Source organism: Streptomyces sp. NBC_01445 (genome assembly GCF_035918235.1).
In the GTDB taxonomy this organism is placed as follows: Bacteria; Actinomycetota; Actinomycetes; order Streptomycetales; family Streptomycetaceae; genus Streptomyces.
Genome location: NZ_CP109485.1, coordinates 4,006,889 through 4,027,601, shown reverse-complemented (window position 1 = coordinate 4,027,601; position 20,713 = coordinate 4,006,889). Strand labels below are relative to the sequence as shown.

At 68.5% G+C, this 20,713-nt stretch carries 21 protein-coding genes; 20 read left to right on the top strand and 1 reads right to left on the bottom strand.

Annotated elements, in window-relative coordinates; all coding sequences use genetic code 11:
• Window positions 1–55 precede the first annotated feature (55 nt).
• The 20 genes from OG574_RS18165 (at window position 56) to OG574_RS18070 (ending at window position 18,650) form a co-directional block, all read left to right on the top strand.
• A complete protein-coding gene (locus OG574_RS18165; protein ID WP_326774085.1) occupies window positions 56–1,789 on the top strand; it encodes a trypsin-like serine protease in 1,734 nt (577 codons plus the stop codon).
• Between the two features lie 204 nt (window positions 1,790–1,993).
• Window positions 1,994–3,124, top strand: coding sequence for an LCP family protein (locus OG574_RS18160; protein WP_326774084.1), 1,131 nt, complete (start codon window positions 1,994–1,996; stop codon window positions 3,122–3,124).
• Between the two features lie 182 nt (window positions 3,125–3,306).
• A complete protein-coding gene (gene rpmE, locus OG574_RS18155) occupies window positions 3,307–3,528 on the top strand; it encodes a 50S ribosomal protein L31 (protein ID WP_100595864.1) in 222 nt (73 codons plus the stop codon).
• Between the two features lie 144 nt (window positions 3,529–3,672).
• Complete coding sequence (gene prfA, locus OG574_RS18150) at window positions 3,673–4,749, top strand: peptide chain release factor 1 (protein WP_100595863.1); 1,077 nt, start codon at window positions 3,673–3,675, stop codon at window positions 4,747–4,749.
• A gap of 81 nt (window positions 4,750–4,830) precedes the next feature.
• The gene (gene prmC, locus OG574_RS18145) at window positions 4,831–5,670 is read left to right on the top strand and encodes a peptide chain release factor N(5)-glutamine methyltransferase (protein ID WP_100595862.1); all 840 of its coding nucleotides are present in this window, start codon (window positions 4,831–4,833) and stop codon (window positions 5,668–5,670) included.
• On the top strand, window positions 5,667–5,798 hold the full coding sequence (locus tag OG574_RS18140) for a hypothetical protein (RefSeq protein ID WP_326774083.1): 132 nt from the start codon (window positions 5,667–5,669) through the stop codon (window positions 5,796–5,798). Before prmC ends, OG574_RS18140 begins: the two co-directional genes overlap by 4 nt.
• On the top strand, window positions 5,799–6,446 hold the full coding sequence (locus tag OG574_RS18135; protein ID WP_100595861.1) for an L-threonylcarbamoyladenylate synthase: 648 nt from the start codon (window positions 5,799–5,801) through the stop codon (window positions 6,444–6,446).
• A complete protein-coding gene (locus OG574_RS18130) occupies window positions 6,443–7,084 on the top strand; it encodes an arsenate reductase/protein-tyrosine-phosphatase family protein (RefSeq protein ID WP_100595860.1) in 642 nt (213 codons plus the stop codon). The genes OG574_RS18135 and OG574_RS18130 overlap by 4 nt, the downstream gene beginning before the upstream one ends.
• A 112-nt stretch (window positions 7,085–7,196) precedes the next feature.
• Window positions 7,197–8,465 (top strand): serine hydroxymethyltransferase, encoded by a 1,269-nt coding sequence (glyA, locus tag OG574_RS18125; RefSeq protein WP_326774082.1) that lies wholly within the window; start codon window positions 7,197–7,199, stop codon window positions 8,463–8,465.
• A 129-nt stretch (window positions 8,466–8,594) separates the two neighbouring features.
• Window positions 8,595–9,956 (top strand): MraY family glycosyltransferase, encoded by a 1,362-nt coding sequence (locus OG574_RS18120; RefSeq protein ID WP_326774081.1) that lies wholly within the window; start codon window positions 8,595–8,597, stop codon window positions 9,954–9,956.
• Between the two features lie 262 nt (window positions 9,957–10,218).
• On the top strand, window positions 10,219–10,668 hold the full coding sequence (locus OG574_RS18115) for a hypothetical protein (protein WP_100595857.1): 450 nt from the start codon (window positions 10,219–10,221) through the stop codon (window positions 10,666–10,668).
• A 273-nt stretch (window positions 10,669–10,941) separates the two neighbouring features.
• The gene (gene atpB, locus OG574_RS18110) at window positions 10,942–11,712 is read left to right on the top strand and encodes a F0F1 ATP synthase subunit A (protein ID WP_266676634.1); all 771 of its coding nucleotides are present in this window, start codon (window positions 10,942–10,944) and stop codon (window positions 11,710–11,712) included.
• Window positions 11,713–11,789: 77 nt separating this feature from the next.
• Window positions 11,790–12,029 (top strand): ATP synthase F0 subunit C, encoded by a 240-nt coding sequence (gene atpE / locus OG574_RS18105; protein WP_326774080.1) that lies wholly within the window; start codon window positions 11,790–11,792, stop codon window positions 12,027–12,029.
• Between the two features lie 37 nt (window positions 12,030–12,066).
• A complete protein-coding gene (locus OG574_RS18100) occupies window positions 12,067–12,615 on the top strand; it encodes a F0F1 ATP synthase subunit B (RefSeq protein WP_326774079.1) in 549 nt (182 codons plus the stop codon).
• The gene (locus OG574_RS18095; RefSeq protein WP_326774078.1) at window positions 12,612–13,433 is read left to right on the top strand and encodes a F0F1 ATP synthase subunit delta; all 822 of its coding nucleotides are present in this window, start codon (window positions 12,612–12,614) and stop codon (window positions 13,431–13,433) included. Before OG574_RS18100 ends, OG574_RS18095 begins: the two co-directional genes overlap by 4 nt.
• Before the next feature lie 121 nt (window positions 13,434–13,554).
• Window positions 13,555–15,147 carry a F0F1 ATP synthase subunit alpha gene (atpA, locus tag OG574_RS18090; RefSeq protein ID WP_326774077.1) on the top strand — a complete coding sequence of 531 codons (1,593 nt, stop codon included), beginning with the start codon at window positions 13,555–13,557 and terminating at the stop codon, window positions 15,145–15,147.
• Window positions 15,148–15,167: 20 nt separating this feature from the next.
• A complete protein-coding gene (locus OG574_RS18085) occupies window positions 15,168–16,085 on the top strand; it encodes a F0F1 ATP synthase subunit gamma (protein ID WP_326774076.1) in 918 nt (305 codons plus the stop codon).
• A complete protein-coding gene (gene atpD, locus OG574_RS18080) occupies window positions 16,085–17,527 on the top strand; it encodes a F0F1 ATP synthase subunit beta (protein WP_326774075.1) in 1,443 nt (480 codons plus the stop codon). The genes OG574_RS18085 and atpD overlap by 1 nt, the downstream gene beginning before the upstream one ends.
• Before the next feature lie 142 nt (window positions 17,528–17,669).
• Window positions 17,670–18,044, top strand: a complete 375-nt coding sequence (locus tag OG574_RS18075; protein ID WP_100595850.1) for a F0F1 ATP synthase subunit epsilon — start codon at window positions 17,670–17,672, stop codon at window positions 18,042–18,044.
• 156 nt (window positions 18,045–18,200) lie between these two features.
• Window positions 18,201–18,650 (top strand): DUF2550 domain-containing protein, encoded by a 450-nt coding sequence (locus tag OG574_RS18070; RefSeq protein ID WP_100595849.1) that lies wholly within the window; start codon window positions 18,201–18,203, stop codon window positions 18,648–18,650.
• A gap of 112 nt (window positions 18,651–18,762) precedes the next feature.
• Here the strand turns inward: OG574_RS18070 and OG574_RS18065 are convergent, their stop codons facing one another.
• Entirely contained in the window at window positions 18,763–20,679 is a 1,917-nt protein-coding gene (locus tag OG574_RS18065; RefSeq protein ID WP_326778531.1) for a glycoside hydrolase family 18 chitinase, read from the bottom strand.
• Between the last annotated feature and the right edge of the window lie 34 nt (window positions 20,680–20,713).

Sequence of the window (20,713 nt, the reverse complement as noted above, 5' to 3'; positions counted from 1 at the left end):
GTACGATCACGCTCTTCATCCAACGTTCAACTCATCGCTCCCTGGGGGGACTTGCGTGGACATATCTGTATCCGGCTCCGGCCGGCACCGTCGAAGACTCGGCAAGGTGCTGCCGGCCGCCGCGGCCGGGCTCGCGCTGATCGGCGGAGGCGCGTTCGCCGTCACCTCTTATGCGGGGGAGTCCGACACCGGCCGGGTCGTGCAGCCGCCGCCCGGCGCGAAGACCGCGGAGCCTGCGGCGTCCTCCCCGTCGCCGAGCGGAGACAAGAAGGTCACGCCCCGCATCATCGGCGGCACCACGAGCGCCGCCTCCTGGATGGTGCAGCTCGTCTACAACGACCCCGCCGGCGGCTCGTACTTCGTCTGCGGCGGCACCCTGGTCGCGCCCAACAAGGTGCTCACCGCCGCGCACTGCCTGCACGACGAGAACGGCAACCGGCAGGACTGGGGCAAGTACGGCGAAGTCGCCGTGGGCACCAGCAAGAGCGTCACCGTCGCCGGCAACGGCGCCACGTACATCGACGTCACCCGCAGCTGGGTGCGCGACGGCTACGACCCCGACGCCATCACGAACGACGTCGCCCTGCTCACCCTCGCCAAGCCGGTCGCCCAGACCACGCTGGAGCTGGCCGGAGAGGGTGACAGCGCGCTGTACGCCGCCGGCACGAACGCCACCGTGTACGGCTGGGGCCTCACCAGCTCGAACGAGGACACCGCCGACATCGCGTCCCAGCTGCAGAAGGTCACCCTGCCGCTGAACTCCGACGACGCCTGCACCCAGAACCTCGACCCGTACTTCCAGGCCGGGAAGATGATCTGCGCCGGACAGCTCGGCACCGGCGACGACAGCACCGGCAAGACCACGTGCCCGGGTGACTCCGGCGGCCCGCTCGTCGTGGGCGACAAGGTGGTCGGCATCGTGTCCTGGGGCATCAGCCAGGGCAAGCAGGTCTGCAACGTCTCCGGCACGTACGAGGCGTTCACCAAGGTCTCCACGTACCAGTCCAAGGTCCGTCCGCGCATCGACGACACCGACATCAGCCGCAACGGCAAGGCCGACCTCTTCGTCCGCGCCGCGTCCGGCGGCAAGGGGTACGTCAAGGAGTCCACGGGCAGCGGGTTCGCCACGCGCAAGACGCTGACCGGGTCCTGGAGCGCGTACAACCTGGTCCTCCAGGCCGACATGAACCGCGACGGGTACCAGGACTTCATCATCCGCCGCCGGTCCGACGGGGCCGTCTACTGGCGCCACCGGTCCGCGTCCAGCTCGACGTACACGGACACGAAGATCGCGAGCGACTGGGCGACGCGGAAGTTCATCGTGGCGCCCGGTGACGTCACCGGCGACCGGTTCCCCGACCTGCTTTCGGCGACCTCCGGCGGCACGCTCTACCTGTACCCCGGCAAGGGCGACGGGACGTACGGCACCCGCACCACCGTCGGCAGCGGCTACCAGGTCTTCAACTCCCTGCGCGGCAAGGGCGACTTCACGGGTGACGGCAGGAGCGACCTGATCGCCCGCGGCAGCGGCGGCAAGCTGTACCTCCTCAAGGGCACCGGCAAGGCGTCCGCGCCCTTCGAGACCGGTGTGCAGGTGCGCACCTGGGACGGGTACAACGCGTTCGCGGCGCCGGGTGACGTGACCGGCGACGGCAAGGCCGACTACGTGGCCCGCACGCCCGGCGGCACGCTCTATCTGTACCCGGGCACGGGGACCGCCTCCTCGGAGATCTTTGCCACACGCATCAAGATCGGGACCGGCTACACGCAGTACAACGTCTTCGGATAAACCCGCAGGTGAGAGCCGGACGATCGGCTTTCGTCAGCACGCGCTGTGCCCGTCGCGACCGTCGCGGCGGGCACAGCGCGTTGTGCAACCCTTCTTCCCGGTTTCCACGTCCGGTGAGGGCACGGACGAAGAGACGTCCGATCGAGCCTGACCCTGCAAACAGGGGGTAACCGAACAAACGAGCAGTTGAGGACTGAGGAGCACATGCCTGACGAGAGCAGCCCCGCGACCACCGATCCGAGCCGCCCCACCCGTGGCGGCGGAGGTGGCGGCCGACGGCGCAAGCCGCGCGCCAAGCGCAGCAAGGCCCTCGTCATCGCGGCCTGCACCGCGGCGGGACTCGTCGTCGTGGCGGGCGCGGGCGCCGGCTTCCTGTACTTCAAGCTCAACGGGAACATCAAGGGCGTCGACATCAACGCCGCGCTCGGCACCGACCGTCCCACGAACGTCGACAACGGCTCGATGGACATCCTCGTCCTCGGCTCGGACTCGCGCTCCGGCGCGAACGCCAAGTACGGCGAGGACGGCGGCGGCGCCCGCTCCGACACCGCGATGGTCGTCCACGTGTACAAGGGCCACAAGAAGGCCAGCGTGGTCTCCATACCGCGCGACACCCTCGTGACACGGCCGACCTGCACCGACAGCGCCGGGAACACGGTCGCGGGCGGCAGCCAGCAGATGTTCAACACGGCGTACGAGGTCGGCGGCCCGGCCTGCGCCGTCAAGACGGTCGAGAAGATGTCCGGGATCCGCATGGACCACTACGTCGAGGTCGACTTCTCGGGCTTCAAGAAGCTCATCAACACCCTCGGCGGCGTCGACATCACCACCCAGCAGGCCATCAACGACGACAAGAGCCATCTGCACCTGGCGGCCGGCACGCACACCCTCACCGGCGAGCAGGCGCTCGGCCTCGTCCGTACCCGGCACGCCGTCGGCGACGGCAGCGACCTGGGCCGAATACAGCTCCAGCAGGCCTTCATGAAGGCGCTGATCAACCAGATCAAGGACGTCGGCGTCTTCACCAGCCCCAAGAAGCTCTACGACCTCGCGGACACCGCCACCAGCGCCGTCACCACCGACTCCGAGCTCAACTCGGTCAAGGAACTGGCGGGCTTCGCGGGCGGCCTCAAGGGCATCGGCGCCGGCGACATGAAGATGGTGACGCTCCCCGTCCAGTACGACCCCGCCGATCCGAACCGCGTACTCCCGCTGGAGAAGGCGGGCGCGAGGGTATGGGCGGCGCTCAAGGCGGACCAGCCCGTTCCGGCCTCCGCGATCAAGAACTCCGCCGGTGACAAGGGCTCCGCGGGCTCCGTCGTCACCAGCCACTAGCCGGTCACCGGCCGTCATCGGCCGCCGGTCACCACGTGCCGGTGACCCTTCGGGAATAGTTCCGCCCCGACCCCGGTTTTGGGGGATACGGCCAGTCCTGGCAGACTGGTACGTCGGCCCCGGTTCACGCCCCCGCAATCCGCGGAAGCGACCCGGAGCCCTCCGAGATCATAGGAGACACCTTGAAGCGCGACATCCACCCCGAGTACGTCGAGACGCAGGTCAGCTGCACCTGTGGCGCGTCGTTCACCACCCGTAGCACCATCTCGTCCGGCACTGTCCGTGCCGAGGTCTGCTCCGAGTGCCACCCGTTCTACACGGGCAAGCAGAAGATCCTCGACACCGGTGGCCGCGTGGCCCGCTTCGAGGCCCGCTTCGGCAAGGCTGCTGCCGCCAACAAGTAGCGAGCCACTTGCGCCGGTCCACGGCCGCCCTTCGGGGCGGGCCGGGACCGGCGTGCTTGTTTTTGGTTGGCCGGGGACCCGGGGGTCTTCCCTGGCCGGCCGGTGGCCGTTCCCTTTCGCTGTACCTCACTTCAGGAGCCGGAGATGTTCGAGGCCGTCGAGGACCTCATCGGTGAGCACGCCGATCTCGAGAAGAAGCTCGCGGACCCCTCGGTCCACGCCGACCAGGCGAACGCGCGCAAGCTCAACAAGCGCTACGCCGAGCTGACCCCGATCGTCGCCACCTACCGCTCCTGGAAGCAGACCGGTGACGACATCGAGACCGCGCGCGAACTCGCCGCGGACGACCCGGACTTCGCCGCCGAGGTCAAGGACCTCGAGAAGCAGCGCGCGGAGATCACCGAGAAGCTGCGGCTCCTGCTGGTCCCCCGGGACCCCAACGACGACAAGGACGTCATCCTCGAGGTCAAGGCGGGCGCGGGCGGCGACGAGTCGGCCCTCTTCGCCGGCGACCTGCTGCGCATGTACCTGCGGTACGCGGAGCGCGTCGGCTGGAAGACCGAGATCATCGACGCCACCGAGTCCGAACTGGGCGGCTACAAGGACGTCCAGGTCGCCGTGAAGACCAAGGGCGGCAACGGCGCGACCGAGCCCGGCCAGGGCGTCTGGGCCCGCCTGAAGTACGAGGGCGGCGTGCACCGCGTGCAGCGTGTGCCGTCGACCGAGTCGCAGGGCCGCATCCACACCTCCGCGGCCGGCGTCCTCGTGACGCCCGAGGCCGAGGACGTCGACGTCGAGATCCACGCGAACGACCTCCGCATCGACGTCTACCGCTCGTCGGGCCCCGGCGGCCAGTCCGTCAACACGACGGACTCCGCGGTGCGCATCACGCACCTGCCCACCGGAGTGGTCGCCTCCTGCCAGAACGAGAAGAGCCAGCTCCAGAACAAGGAGCAGGCGATGCGTATCCTGCGCTCCAGGCTTCTCGCGGCAGCAGTGGAGAAGGCCGAGGCCGAGGCCGCGGACGCGCGCCGCAGCCAGGTCCGTACCGTCGACCGCTCCGAGAAGATCCGTACATACAACTTCCCGGAGAACCGCATCTCGGACCACCGCGTCGGTTTCAAGGCGTACAACTTGGACCAGGTGCTCGACGGTGAGCTCGACCCGGTGATCCAGGCCTGCGTCGACGCCGACTCGGCCGCCAAGCTCGCCGCCGCCTAAGCCACGCCCAAAAGACCAGCTCAGCCCCGGAGGACCAGCGTGCAGCAACATCTTGGGGGGCGACCCCCAAACCCCCGCAGCGTGCTGCTCGCGGAAGTCGCCCAGGCCACCCAGCGCCTCGCCGACGCGGGCGTGCCCTCGCCGCGCAACGACGCGGAGGAGCTCGCCGCCTTCGTGCACGGCGTGAAGCGGGGCGAGCTGCATCTCGTCAAGGACGCGGACTTCGACGCCCGTTACTGGGAGGTCACCGCGCGCCGCGAGGCCCGCGAGCCGCTCCAGCACATCACCGGGCGCGCCTACTTCCGCTACCTCGAACTCCAGGTGGGGCCGGGCGTGTTCGTGCCGCGGCCCGAGACGGAGTCCGTGGTCGGCTGGGCCATAGACGCCGTACGGGCCATGGATGTCGTCGAGCCGCTCATCGTCGACCTGTGCACGGGCTCGGGCGCCATCGCGCTCGCCCTCGCGCAGGAGGTCCCGCGCTCCCGTGTGCACGCCGTGGAGCTGTCCGAGGACGCCCTGCGCTGGACGCGCAAGAACGTCGAGGGATCCAGGGTCGACCTGCGCCAGGGAGACGCCCTGGAGGCCTTCCCGGAGCTCGACGGCCAGGTCGACCTGGTGGTCTCCAACCCGCCGTACATCCCGCTCACCGAGTGGGAGTACGTCGCCCCCGAGGCCCGCGACCACGACCCCGAACTCGCTCTGTTCTCAGGCGAGGACGGGCTCCACCTGATCCGCGGCATCGAGCGCACCGCGCACCGTCTGCTGCGGCCCGGAGGCGTCGTCGTCGTCGAGCACGCCGACACCCAGGGCGGCCAGGTCCCGTGGATCTTCACCGAGGAACGGGGCTGGGCCGACGCCGCCGACCATCCCGACCTGAACAACCGCCCGCGCTTCGCGACCGCCCGCAAGGCGATGCCGTGACGCGACAGAATCAGCGCAGCACCAGCAGTCCCGGCAGCATCAGCAGTACCGGCAGCACCAGCACTTCCCGCATCTCCCGCATCTCTCGCATGGACTACGTGTACTTCGTGTACGAGGAGGCCCGCTAAATGGCTCGGCGATACGACACCAACGACGCGTCGGACCGTACGACCGGTCTGCGTGAAGCCGCGTCCGCCGTCCGCCGCGGTGAGCTGGTCGTGCTGCCCACCGACACCGTGTACGGCATCGGCGCCGACGCCTTCACCTCCGAGGCGGTCGCCGACCTCCTGGACGCCAAGGGGCGCGGCCGCAACATGCCGACCCCGGTCCTCATCGGCTCCCCGAACACGCTGCACGGCCTCGTCACGGACTTCTCCGAGATGGCCTGGGAACTCGTCGACGCGTTCTGGCCGGGCGCCCTCACGCTCGTCGCCAAGCACCAGCCGTCCCTGGCGTGGGACCTCGGCGACACCCGTGGCACCGTCGCCGTGCGCATGCCCCTGCACCCGGTCGCGATCGAGCTGCTCACCGAGGTCGGCCCCATGGCCGTGTCCTCCGCGAACCTCACCGGGCACCCCGCCCCCGAGGACTGCGACGCCGCGCAGGACATGCTCGGCGACTCCGTCTCCGTCTACCTCGACGGCGGCCCCACGCCCGGCATCGTCCCGTCCTCGATCGTCGACGTGACCGGGAAGGTTCCGGTGCTCCTGCGCGCGGGTGCCCTGACCGCGGACGAGCTGCGCAAGGTCGTACCCGACCTCGAGGTGGCGAATTGACAGCCCCTGAGACGGGGCGTGGCATAGGCAACGGGGACTCCTTCCGCATCCTCCATGTCAGCACCGGCAACGTGTGCCGCTCGCCGATCACCGAGCGGCTGACCCGGCATGCCCTGGTGGACCGGCTCGGCGACCCCCTCGTACGCGGTCTGATCGTCGAGAGCGCGGGCACCTGGGGCCACGAGGGCGCGCCCATGGAGGCCAACGCCGAGACGGTCCTCGCGGACTTCGGGGCGGACGCCTCCGGCTTCGTGGGCCGCGAGCTCCTCGACGACCACGTGATCCGCGCGGACCTGGTCCTCACGGCCACCCGCGACCACCGCGCCCAGGTCATCTCCATGGGCCACAGCGCGGGCCTGCGCACCTTCACGCTGAAGGAGTTCACCCGCCTCGTCCAGGCGATCGATCCGGCCACGCTGCCCGATCCGCTGGACGGCGGCGTGGTGGAGCGCGCACGCGCCCTGGTGCGCGCCGCGGCGGCTCTACGCGGGTGGCTTCTCGCCCCGAACGCCGAGGCCGACGAGGTCTACGACCCGTACGGCGCACCCCTGCCCTTCTTCCGCTCGGTCGGCGAGGAGATCAGCGAAGCGCTGGAGCCCGTGGTGACGGCGCTGACGGGTGTTCCGGCGTGCAAATGAACTCGGTGACAGCGACTGCCGGAGTACCCGCTCGTACCTGAGTTCCGGGCGGCGCGGGCATTGCGGGCCTACATTGGATTTGAGGTCACCCCCGCGAGGCCCGGAGCCCAAGATGCCGGTCACCACTGAACAAGCCCCCGCCGGTGCGACGTACGCGCACGCCGGCTTCGACGTGCTGCGTCTGCAGGACCCGGAGATCGCCGAGATCATGCTCGGCGAGGCGGCCCGGCAGGCCACGTCGCTCCAGCTGATCGCCGCCGAGAACTTCACGTCGCCGGCCGTTCTCGCGGCCCTCGGCTCCCCGCTCGCCAACAAGTACGCCGAGGGCTACCCCGGCGCCCGTCACCACGGCGGCTGCGAGCTCGTCGACATGGCGGAGCGCATCGCCGTCGACCGGGCCAGAGCGCTCTTCGGGGCCGAGCACGCCAATGTGCAGCCCCACTCCGGCTCCTCCGCGGTCCTCGCCGCGTACGCCGCCCTGCTGCGCCCCGGCGACACCGTCCTCGCGATGGGGCTCTCGTACGGCGGCCACCTCACCCACGGGTCGCCCGCGAACTTCTCGGGCCGCTGGTTCGACTTCGTGCCCTACGGCGTCGACCCCGAGTCCGGCCTCATCGACCACGACCAGGTCCGCGCGCTGGCCCGCGCCCACCGTCCCAAGGCGATCGTCTGCGGCTCCATCGCCTATCCGCGGCACATCGACTACGCGGCCTTCCGCGACATCGCCGACGACGTGGGCGCCTACCTCATCGCCGACGCCGCGCACCCCATCGGCCTGGTCGCCGGGGGAGCGGCGCCGAACCCGGTGCCGTACGCCGATGTCGTCTGCGCCACCACGCACAAGGTCCTGCGCGGCCCCCGCGGCGGCATGGTCCTGTGCGGGGCCGAGCTCGCCGCGCGGATCGACCGGGCCGTCTTCCCCTTCACGCAGGGCGGCGCCCAGATGCACACGATCGCCGCCAAGGCCGTCGCGTTCGGCGAGGCGGAGACCCCGGCCTTCGCCGCGTACGCCCGTCAGGTCGTCGCCAACGCGAGGGTTCTCGCGGCCGCGCTGGACGCCGAGGGCCTCGCGATCACCACCGGCGGCACGGACACCCATCTGCTGACCGCCGACCCCACCTCGCTGGGCGTCGACGGCCCGACCGCCCGGGGCCGGCTCGCCTCGGCCGGCATGGTCCTCGACACCTGCGCGCTGCCCTTCGGGGACGGGCGCGGCCTGCGCCTCGGCACCGCCGCCGTCACCACCCAGGGCATGGGCGAACCGGAGATGGCGCGCATCGCGGTGCTCTTCTCGGGGGTGCTGCGAGATGAGGTCGATCCGCGTACAGCGCGCGCGGAAGTGCGCGATCTCACCGGAAGATTTCCGCCGTATCCGGCCTAGACAGGGGTAGGCGGGCCGGGGTGGTCCGTCACTCGTGCAACCATCATCGCTACCCGGCAGTCCTTCACCACATGCGCGCGAAGCTAGGGTGTGGGGCTGAGATGGCCAGCGATATCTGTGGGGAAGCCCGTGCGTGAATACCTGCTGACGCTCTGCATCACGGCCGCGGTGACATACCTGCTGACCGGCCCGGTGCGGAAGTTCGCGATCGTGGCCGGCGCCATGCCGGAGATCCGCGCCCGCGACGTACACCGGGAGCCCACGCCCCGGCTCGGCGGGATCGCCATGTTCTTCGGTCTGTGCGCGGGTCTCCTCGTCGCGGACCACCTGACGAACCTCAGTCCCGTCTTCGAGATGTCGAACGAGCCACGGGCGCTGCTCTCCGGAGCCGCCCTGATCTGGCTGATCGGCGTCCTGGACGACAAGTTCGAGATCGACGCCCTGATCAAGCTGGGCGGCCAGATGATCGCCGCCGGCGTCATGGTCATGCAGGGTCTTACGATCCTGTGGCTGCCGATCCCGGGTGTGGGCACGGTCTCGCTGACGCAGTGGCAGGGCACGCTCCTCACGGTCGCCCTGGTCGTGATCAGCATCAACGCGGTCAACTTCGTGGACGGCCTCGACGGCCTCGCGTCCGGCATGGTGTGCATCGCCGCGTCGGCGTTCTTCCTGTACTCGTACCGCCTCTGGTACGGCTACGGCATCGAGGCGGCCGCCCCCGCGACACTGTTCGCGGCGATCCTGATCGGCATGTGTTTGGGCTTCCTGCCGCACAACATGCACCCCGCCAGGATCTTCATGGGCGACTCCGGATCGATGCTGATCGGTCTCGTCCTGTCCGCCGGCGCCATCTCCATCACCGGCCAGGTCGACCCGAGCCTGATGAAGCTGAACTTCGGCGGCACCCGTGACGCCACCCACGCGATGATCCCGGTCTTCATCCCGCTGCTGATGCCGCTGACGATCATCGCGATCCCGTTCGCGGACCTCGTCCTCGCGATCGTGCGCCGCACCTGGAAGGGCCAGTCGCCGTTCGCGGCCGACCGCGGTCACCTGCACCACCGGCTCCTGGAGATCGGCCACTCCCACAGCCGCGCGGTCCTGATCATGTACTTCTGGTCGGCGCTGTTCGCCTTCGGAGCGGTCGCCTACTCCGTCCACTCGACGTCCATGTGGATCGTCCTGGCGATCGTCGCGCTCAGCTTCGTCGGTCTCGTACTGCTTCTGCTGCCGCGCTTCACGCCGCGCGCCCCGCGCTGGGCGGAGGCCTTCGTGCCGCCGCGCTACCGGCGCAGGCGGGCCGCGCGGGCGTCGGCCGAGGTGCCTGAGACGTCGCCGTCGTACGCGGCTCAGGAAGAGGCACGGGCGGCCGGCGAGGCACCCGAGGGCGAGGGCTCGCGCACGCCGATGCCCGCAGGAGTCAACGGGGCAACGGCCATTGGCCCCCGTTCGCGCTTCCTGGATCGTCGCAAGGCGCACTCGTCGCGCTGACGCGAGACGCGAAAACGCCTCATTACCAGACAAGTTGGCCGTGTTTTTGCACAGACGCGCGGATTACCTCTCACGTGTGACAGTGAGCACACCGCAGAGGTAAAGACCTCATCAAATAGTTTGTGATACCGTTCACGAGACCCGGGGATAGAGCCGAAGGACCGTAGTGCGACGGCCCATTGGCCCGAAGTTCCCTCTCGGCCCCGGTCTACGCTCGTCCATGACGACACCCTGCCCCCACCCAGTAAAGGGAGCTGCCGCCATGCCCTCCAACGACGCACGGATCCTCCTTCAGGCCGTTGTGCCCACAGCCATTGCCGGCGCGCTTGCCGCCGTGATCAGTGGTGTGGTCGCCGGCGGCAAGGGGGCTCTCGGTGCAGTCATCGGCACGGTGGTCGTGATCGTCTTCATGGGCCTCGGGCAGGTCGTCCTCCAGCGGACGGCAAAATCGCTTCCGCAGCTCTTCCAGGCGATGGGGCTGATGCTCTACGTCGCCCAGTTGCTGCTGCTTCTGATCTTCGTCGCCGTCTTCAAGGACACGACGCTGTTCAACCCCAAGGCCTTCGCCGCTTCACTCGTCGCCGCCACCGTCGTATGGATGGCCGCGCAGGCGCGTGCGCACATGAAGGCCAAGATTTTCTATATCGATCCCGACTCGGCCAAAGACTCCGAGAAGAGCGACAAGCCCGAGAATTCAGGGTCGTCCTCATGAGGGGTAGGGGCGGGATAAGTGCGGGTTCGCGTTACTGCTATCGTCCGGTGCCAACTGCGGCACTGCGGGCGCGGGCATCTGAGCTGACGCCTGCTCGACTGCGAGGCTCACTGCCTGCCTGCCGCCCCCACATCCGAAACACCAGACCGGTGCCGATCCGCGGCTGCGCGCCGCAACGACACAACGAGGTTGCCGTACCTATGCGTCACGCCGAAGGAGCCCGTGGTGAGTGCTGACCAGACTGAGCTCGCCTTTGACTGGAGCTGTCGGATCCTGTCCGACAACGGCTGCGGCTTTCCGGCTCCCGGTCTGCACTCGTTCCTGTTCCAGCCGATCTTCACCGTCGGCGGGTTCGAGTTCAACAAGGTGATGCTGCTTGCCCTGTTGACGACGCTGGTCATCATGAGCCTCTTCTACGCCGCCTTCGGCCGCGCCAAGGTGGTTCCGGGGAAGCTCCAGATGATCGGTGAGGCGGGGTACGACTTCGTACGCCGCAACATCGTCTACGAGACCCTCGGCAAGAAGGAGGGCGAGAAGTACGTCCCCGTCATGGTCTCGATGTTCTTCTTCATCTGGATCATGAACGTGTGGTCCGTGATTCCGCTGGCCCAGTTCCCGGTGTCGTCGGTCATCGCGTACCCGATCGTGCTCGCCGTCATCGTCTACCTGATCTGGGTGCCGCTGACCTTCAAGCGCCACGGCTTCGTGGGCGGCTGGAAGAACATCACGGGCTACGACAACTCGCTCGGCCCGATCAAGTGGCTCGTCTCGTTCATCGAGTTCTTCTCGAACCTGCTCGTCCGGCCGTTCACGCACGCGGTGCGACTGTTCGCGAACATGTTCGCCGGTCACCTGATGCTGGTGATGTTCACCGTCGCCTCCTGGTACCTGCTGAACAGCTACATGATCCCGGCCGCGGGCGTCTCGTTCGTCATGACCGTCGTCATGATCCTCTTCGAGCTTTTCGTGCAGGCCGTCCAGGCGTACGTCTTCGTGCTCCTCGCCTGCACGTACATCCAGGGCGCGCTCGCCGAGCACCACTGAGCCAGTCCCGACCCGTCATATTTCAGTCGTCCGGTGGCCAACCCCCACCGGTTCGTTAAAGAGAAGGAAGTAACGGCATGTCCGCGACCATCGAACTCGCCGCTGGCGTCACCGGCTCCCTCGGTTCCATCGGCTACGGTCTCGCTGCCATCGGCCCCGGCATCGGCGTCGGCATCGTCTTCGGTAACGGCACCCAGGCCCTGGCCCGCCAGCCCGAGGCCGCCGGTCTGATCCGCGCCAACCAGATCCTCGGCTTCGCCTTCTGTGAGGCGCTCGCCCTCATCGGCATCGTTATGCCGTTCGTGTTCGGTAAGTAATCACTTCTTACTGACACTTTCGACGAAAGGCACTGATGTGATCGCCAACCTGGTTGCACTCGCGGCCGAGGAGGAGCAGAACCCGCTCATCCCGCCGGGTCCCGAGCTGCTCATTGGCACGCTTGCCTTCGCCATCGTCTTCTTCTTCTTCGCCAAGAAGCTCCTCCCGCGTATCAACAAGGTGCTGGAGGAGCGCCGCGAGCTGATCGAAGGCGGTATCGAGAAGGCTGAGTCGGCCCAGACCGAGGCCCAGAGCGTGCTCGAGCAGTACAAGGCTCAGCTGGCCGAGGCTCGTCACGAGGCCGCGCGTCTGCGCCAGGAGGCGCAGGAGCAGGGCGCCACGCTCATCGCCGAGATGCGCGCGGAAGGCCAGCGGCAGCGTGAGGAAATCATCGCCGCCGGCCACTCGCAGATCGAGGCCGACCGCAAGGCCGCTGCTCAGGCGCTGCGCCAGGACGTGGGCCAGCTGGCCACCACGCTGGCCGGCAAGCTGGTCGGCGAGTCCCTCGAGGACCACGCCCGGCAGTCGCGCACGATCGACCGCTTCCTCGACGACCTCGAGGAGAAGGCCGAGGCTGTTCGATGACTGCCCACGGAGCGAGCCGCGAGGCACTCGCCTCCGCACGTGAGCGTCTCGACGCGCTGACCGACAGCACCTCGGTCGACGCCCGACAGCTTGCCGGAGAGCTGGCCGCGGTCACCGCGCTGCTCGACCGCGAGGTGTCGCTGCGTCGGGTCCTGACCGACCCGGCGCAGTCCGGCGAGGCCAAGGCCGAGCTCGCGGAGCGTCTGCTCAGCGGCCAGGTCAGCGGCACGACCGCCGACCTGGTGGCCGGGCTGGTCCGCTCCCGCTGGTCCGCGTCGCGCGACCTGGTCGACTCCGTCGAGGAGCTGGCCGGCATCGCCGAGCTGACCGCGGCGCAGCAGGCCGGCGAGCTGGACGACGTGGAGGACGAGCTGTTCCGGTTCGGCCGGATCGTCGCCTCGAACACCGAGCTGCGCGCCGCGCTCACCGACCGTAACGCCACGGGCACGGCCAAGAGCGAGCTGCTGCGCAGCCTGCTCGGCGGTCGCGCCAAGGCCTCCACCGAGCGTCTCGTCGAGCGCCTTGTGACCCAGCCGCGTGGACGTAGCCTGGAGACGGGACTCGAGTCCCTGTCCAAGCTCGCCGCGGAGCGCCGGGACCGCATGGTCGCCGTCGTCACCACGGCGGTGCCGCTGAGTGACGCGCATAAGCAGCGCCTGGGCGCCGCCCTGGCGAAGCTTTACGGGCGTCAGATGCACCTGAACCTCGACGTGGACCCCGAGGTCCTCGGCGGGATCACCGTGCAGGTGGGCGACGAGCTCATCAACGGAAGCATCGCGGACCGCATTGAGGACGCCAGCCGCCGTATGGCCGGCTAGCGGACTCGCACAACGTAGTAGTACCTACGGCCCTAGTTGGGCCGTGCAGAGGATTCCTGGGGGCTGACCCCAGACCCCCCAAGAAAACTTTCGGGCCCAACAAGGAGAGCAGGGAACCCAGATGGCGGAGCTCACGATCCGGCCGGAGGAGATCCGGGACGCGCTGGAGAACTTTGTCCAGGCGTACAAGCCGGACGCGGCCTCGCGCGAGGAGGTCGGTACGGTCACCCTTGCCGGCGACGGCATCGCGAAGGTCGAGGGCCTGCCCTCGGCCATGGCCAACGAACTGCTGAAGTTCGAGGACGGCACCCTCGGCCTCGCCCTCAACCTCGAGGAGCGCGAGATCGGTGCCATCGTGCTCGGTGAGTTCACCGGTATCGAGGAGGGCCAGCCGGTGCAGCGCACCGGTGAGGTGCTCTCCGTCGCCGTCGGCGAGGGCTACCTGGGTCGCGTCGTCGACCCGCTCGGCAACCCGATCGACGGCCTCGGCGAGATCGAGACCAGCGCGCGTCGTGCCCTTGAGCTGCAGGCCCCCACGGTCATGCAGCGCAAGTCGGTGCACGAGCCGATGGAGACCGGCTACAAGGCCGTCGACGCGATGACCCCGATCGGCCGCGGTCAGCGTCAGCTGATCATCGGCGACCGCCAGACGGGCAAGACCGCCCTGGCTGTCGACACGATCATCAACCAGCGCGACAACTGGCGCACCGGCGACCCGAAGAAGCAGGTCCGCTGCATCTACGTCGCCATCGGCCAGAAGGGCTCGACCATCGCCTCCGTGCGTGGCGCCCTGGAAGAGGCCGGCGCGCTGGAGTACACGACCATCGTCGCCGCCCCGGCGTCCGACCCGGCCGGCTTCAAGTACCTGGCGCCGTACACCGGTTCGGCCATCGGCCAGCAGTGGATGTACGAGGGCAAGCACGTCCTCATCATCTTCGACGACCTCTCGAAGCAGGCCGACGCCTACCGCGCCGTGTCCCTGCTGCTCCGCCGCCCGCCGGGGCGCGAGGCCTACCCGGGTGACGTCTTCTACCTGCACTCCCGCCTCCTCGAGCGCTGCGCGAAGCTCTCGGACGAGATGGGTTCCGGCTCGATGACCGGTCTGCCGATCGTCGAGACCAAGGCGAACGACGTGTCGGCGTTCATCCCGACCAACGTCATCTCCATCACCGACGGCCAGTGCTTCCTGGAGTCGGACCTGTTCAACGCCGGTCAGCGCCCCGCGCTGAACGTCGGTATCTCCGTCTCCCGAGTCGGTGGTTCCGCGCAGCACAAGGCGATGAAGCAGGTCTCCGGCCGCCTCCGCGTGGACCTCGCCCAGTTCCGTGAGCTGGAGGCGTTCGCCGCCTTCGGTTCCGACCTGGACGCCGCGTCGAAGGCCCAGCTGGAGCGCGGTCAGCGCATGGTCGAGCTGCTCAAGCAGCCCCAGTACCAGCCGATGGCGACCGAGGACCAGGTTGTCTCCGTCTGGGCCGGCACCACCGGCAAGATGGACGACGTCCCGGTCGTGGACATCCGGCGCTTCGAGCGCGAGCTGCTCGACTACCTGCACCGCAAGGAGCAGGGCCTGATGACCTCCATCAAGGAGGGCGGAAAGATGTCGGACGACACCCTGACCGCCGCCGCCGACGCCATCGCGGACTTCAAGAAGCAGTTCGAGACCTCGGACGGGAAGCTTCTCGGCGAGGACGCTCCGGCCGCCGCCGGTAAGTGACGACGGAAGGGACCTGACTCATGGGAGCCCAGCTCCGGGTCTACAAGCGTCGCATCAAATCCGTCACCGCGACCAAGAAGATCACCAAGGCGATGGAGATGATCGCTGCCTCGCGCGTCGTCAAGGCGCAGCGCAAGGTGACGGCCTCCACGCCGTACGCGACCGAGCTCACCCGCGCGGTCACGGCTGTCGGCACCGGTTCGAACACGAACCACCCGCTGACGACGGAGCCGGAGACGGCGACGCGCTCCGCGGTGCTGCTCCTCACGAGCGACCGCGGACTGGCCGGCGCCTTCAACTCGAACGCCATCAAGGCCGCGGAGAAGCTGACCGCGCGTCTCGAGGCCGAGGGCAAGGAGGTCGAGATCTACATCGTCGGCCGCCGTGGTGTCGCCCACTACAACTTCCGTGAGCGCAAGATCGCGGAGCAGTGGACGGGCTTCACCGACGAGCCCACGTACGCGGACGCCAAGAAGGTCGCGGGCCCGCTGATCGAGGCGATCGAGAAGGACTCGGCGGAGGGCGGCGTGGATGAACTCCACATCGTCTACACGGAGTTCATCTCGATGATGACGCAGTCGGCCATTGACGGCCGTCTGCTTCCGCTCAGCCTCGAAGAGGTGGCGGAGGAGTCGAAGTCCAAGGGCGAGATCCTTCCGCTGTACGACTTCGAACCGTCGGCGGAGGACGTCCTCGACGCCCTGCTGCCGCGCTACGTCGAGAGCCGTATCTACAACGCGCTGCTCCAGTCGGCTGCTTCCAAGCACGCCGCCACGCGCCGCGCGATGAAGTCGGCGACCGACAACGCGGGAGACTTGATCAACTCGCTCTCCCGACTTGCCAACGCGGCCCGCCAGGCCGAAATCACCCAGGAAATCAGCGAGATCGTCGGCGGCACTGCAGCCCTGTCCGACGCGACCGCGGGGAGTGACAAGTAATGACGACCACTGTTGAGACGGCCGTTGCCACGGGCCGCGTCGCCCGGGTCATCGGCCCGGTCGTCGACGTGGAGTTCCCCGTCGACGCGATGCCGGAGATCTACAACGCCCTGCACGTCGAGGTCGACGACCCGGCCACCGAGGGTGCGAGGAAGACGCTGACCCTCGAGGTCGCCCAGCACCTGGGTGACGGCGTGGTCCGTACGGTCTCGATGCAGCCCACCGACGGCCTGGTCCGCCAGGCCTCCGTGACGGACACCGGCGCCGGCATCTCGGTGCCCGTCGGTGATCTGACCAAGGGCCGGGTGTTCAACACCCTCGGTGACGTGCTGAACGACGACGCGTCCTCGGTCGCCGACGCCCCGCGCTGGACGATCCACCGCAAGGCCCCGGCGTTCGACCAGCTCGAGTCCAAGACCGAGATGTTCGAGACCGGCCTGAAGGTCGTCGACCTTCTCACCCCGTACGTCAAGGGTGGAAAGATCGGTCTGTTCGGTGGTGCCGGTGTCGGCAAGACCGTTCTGATCCAGGAAATGATCGTCCGTGTGGCCAAGCTGCACGACGGTGTCTCCGTCTTCGCCGGTGTCGGCGAGCGCACCCGTGAGGGCAACGACCTCATGGTCGAGATGGAGGAAGCCGGCGTTCTGGACAAGACCGCGCTGGTCTTCGGCCAGATGGACGAGCCGCCGGGCACGCGTCTTCGCGTCGCCCTGGCCGGTCTGACCATGGCGGAGTACTTCCGCGATGTGCAGAAGCAGGACGTGCTGTTCTTCATCGACAACATCTTCCGCTTCACGCAGGCCGGTTCCGAGGTCTCGACCCTGCTCGGCCGCATGCCCTCCGCGGTGGGTTACCAGCCGACCCTCGCCGACGAGATGGGTCTCCTCCAGGAGCGCATCACGTCGACCCGTGGTCACTCGATCACCTCGATGCAGGCGATCTACGTCCCCGCGGACGACCTGACCGACCCGGCCCCGGCCACCACGTTCGCCCACCTCGACGCGACGACGGTTCTCTCCCGTCCGATCTCCGAGAAGGGCATCTACCCGGCCGTGGACCCGCTGGACTCCACGTCCCGCATCCTGGACCCGCGCTACATCGCGCAGGACCACTACGACGCCGCGATGCGCGTCAAGACGATCCTGCAGAAGTACAAGGATCTCCAGGACATCATCGCGATCCTCGGTATCGACGAGCTGGGCGAGGAGGACAAGCTCGTTGTCCACCGTGCCCGTCGCGTCGAGCGCTTCCTGTCGCAGAACACCCACGCCGCCAAGCAGTTCACCGGCGTGGACGGTTCGGACGTGTCGCTCGAGGAGTCGATCACCGCGTTCAACGCGATCTGCGACGGCGAGTACGACCACTTCCCCGAGCAGGCGTTCTTCATGTGCGGTGGCATCGAGGACCTGAAGGCCAACGCCAAGGAGCTCGGCGTCTCCTGATTCTGGCTTCTTCGGAAGCACAGACTCGTGGGAGAGGGGCGGGGGATACCCGCAGGGTGTGTCCCGCCCTTCTCCGTACGCCGACTAGACTTTGACCCAACACCCGGCAGCAACGGCCGGGTGGTGACCCGAGGAGCCCACCTTGGCTGCTGAGCTGCATGTCGAGCTCGTCGCCGCGGACCGCAGTGTCTGGTCCGGCGAGGCCACCCTGGTCGTCGCGCGCACCGCGTCCGGCGACATCGGCGTCATGCCCGGTCACCAGCCGCTTCTCGGTGTGCTGGAGTCGGGCCCGGTGATGATCCGCACGAGCGACGGCGGGACGGTTGTCGCCGCTGTGCACGGCGGTTTCGTCTCGTTCGCCGACAACAAGCTGTCCCTGCTCGCCGAGATCGCCGAGCTGTCGGACGAGATCGATGTCCAGCGTGCGGAGCGGGCGCTCGAGCGTGCTCAGGCGGATGCGGACGCATCCGCCGAGCGTCGCGCGGACGTCCGACTGCGTGCGGTGGCGACGCGCTGAACCCAGCGCGCGGAGTGACATGACTCAGCCGCGGCCAGGACCGGAGAACCTCTCCGGACCGGGTCGCGGCTGAGGCGATCCTTGGTCAATTTTGCAGTTCCGTTATCGGATCCGCTGTCGGGCCCGTTATCAGATGAGGCGAGGAGGTCGGTACGAATGGTCCTCGTTCTCGTGCTGTGCGTGGTCGCGGTCGTCGTATTCGTATTGCTGGGGTTGTTCGTCTTCGGCCTGAGGCGCCGGCTGATCCAGCGCTCCGGGGGCACCTTCGACTGCTCCCTGCGGTGGGACGTGCCCGAAGGGGGCGACGCCTCCGGCAAGGGCTGGGGCTACGGCGTGGCCCGCTACAACGGCGACCGGATCGAGTGGTTCCGGGTCTTCTCCTACGCGGTCAGGCCGCGCCGCACCCTGGAGCGCTCGGCGATCGAGGTGACGGGCCGGCGCGCGCCGGAGGGCGAGGAGGAGCTGGCCCTGCTCTCGGACGCGATCGTCCTCGCGTGCTCGCACCGCGGCTCGCGTCTCGAGCTGGCGATGAGCGAGGACGCACTGACCGGCTTCCTGGCATGGCTGGAGGCGGCGCCGCCAGGCCAGAGGGTGAACGTCGCTTAGCGGCGTTCAGGGCTTACGGCGTTCATATGGCCTGAGCTTTCGCTTTGCATGGAGAAGCCGGGTGAACAGGGGGCGGCCCCGTTCACCCGGCTTCCGTCTTGTGCGGCCGGTGCTACTTCAGGCCGCTGTCGATCGCGGTCACCAGCTCGCCGCCTGCGGTGTCACCACTGAACTCCCAGAAGAAGGCGCCGCCCAGGTTCTGGCTCTTGGCCCAGGCCATCTTGGAGTTGATGGTGGCGGGGGTGTCGTAGGACCACCAGTCGGAGCCGCAGTACGCGTACGCCGTACCGGCCACCGTTCCGTTCGCGGGGCACTTCGTCTTGAGGACCTTGTAGTCCTCGATGCCCTGTTCGTACGTGCCGGCGGCGGGGCCCGTCGCGGTGCCGCCCGGTTCCTTCTGTGTGACGCCGGTCCAGCCGCGGCCGTAAAAGCCGATGCCGAGCAGGAGCTTGCTCGACGGGACGCCCTGGGCCTTCAGCTTGGCAATGGCGTCAGCGGAGTTGAAGCCCTGCTGCGGGATGCCGGGGTACGAGGTGAGCGGGGAGTGCGGGGCCGTCGGGCCCTGGGCGTTGAACGCGCCGAAGAAGTCGTAGGTCATGACGTTGTACCAGTCGAAGGACTGGGACGCGCCCGCGTAGTCGTTCTTCTCGATCTTGCCGCCGGTGGAGGCGTCGGCCGTGATGGCGGCGGTGACCAGGTTGCCGGCTCCGAACTTGGTGCGCAGCGCGGACGCCAGCTTCTTCAGGGCGTCCTGGCCCGAGGTGTCGCAGGACAGGCCGCAGGCGTTGGGGTACTCCCAGTCGATGTCGATGCCGTCGAAGACGTCGGCCCAGCGCGGGTCCTCGACCAGCTTGTAGCAGGAGTCGGCGAACGCTGCCGGGTTCTGCGCCGCCTGCGGGAAGCCGCCGGACCAGGTCCAGCCGCCGAACGACCAGAGGATCTTCAGGTTCGGGTGCTTGGCCTTGAGCTGGCGCAGCTGGTTGATGGCGCCGCGCAGTGGCTGGTCCCAGGTGTCGGCGACGCCGGAGACGGAGTTGGCCGCGGTGTACGCCATGTCTGTGTCGGCGTAGGAGTCACCCATCGTGCACTGGCCGTTCTGCACGTTGCCGAAGGCGTAGTTGATGTGGGTGATCTTCGCGGCGGAGCCGGAGGTCTCCAGGTTCTTGGGGTAGTAGGCGCGCCCGTAGACGCCCCAGTCGGTGAAGTACCCCAGCTTGACCTTGCCGCCGGGGCCCGGGTCGGTGCCACCGCCGGTCGTGTGCACCCTGACCGAGCCGGAGGCGGGTCCGCTCTGGTCGGCGGTGTCGCGGGCCTGGACGGTGTACGAGTAGTCGGTGCCCGCGGTGAGCCCGCTGTCGGAGTACGAAGTCCCGGTCACCGTCGCGACCTTGGTGCCGTCGCGCAGGACGTCGTAGTTCTTGATGCCCTTGTCGTCGGTGGCCGCGGTCCAGTCGAGCTTGACCGAGGTGTTCGTGACGGAGGAGGCGGTTGGGGTGCCGGGCGCGGAGGGGGCCGCGTCGCCGGGGACGTCACCGCCGTCGCAGGAGGCGCCGTTGAGTTTGCAGCCGGAGGGGGCGCCGGGGCCCGAGCCGTTGAACCCGAAGGAGACCGAGGCGCCGGGGGCGAGCGACCCGTTCCAGGAGAGGTTCTTGGCGGTCCAGTGGTCGGCGGAGTTGGTGACGGTGGCGTCCCAGGCGGAGGTCACCTTGGTGCCGGCGGGGAAGTCCCACTCGACGGTCCATGAACTGAGGGCCGTCGTGCCGGTGTTCTTGACGGTCCACTTGCCTTCGAAGCCGGTGCCCCAGTCCTGGGTCTTGGCGTAGGTCGCGGTGGCGGTGCTCGCGGCGGCGGCCGCGTGGGAGGGAGTGGCGAGGCCGACGAGGGCGGCGGCCGGGAGCAGCAGGGTGGTGAGTCCTGCCACGGCTCTCTGTCTGAGTCTCAAGCGCAAGGGGTGCTCCTCGGGTGGTATCCGGGGGACATGACGGGGGTGGAACCCTGCGCCGCCCGTGAGCATCGCCGTGCTGGTCATGTGCATGGCTGCGCTCACCGCAGTGCCGTGAGAA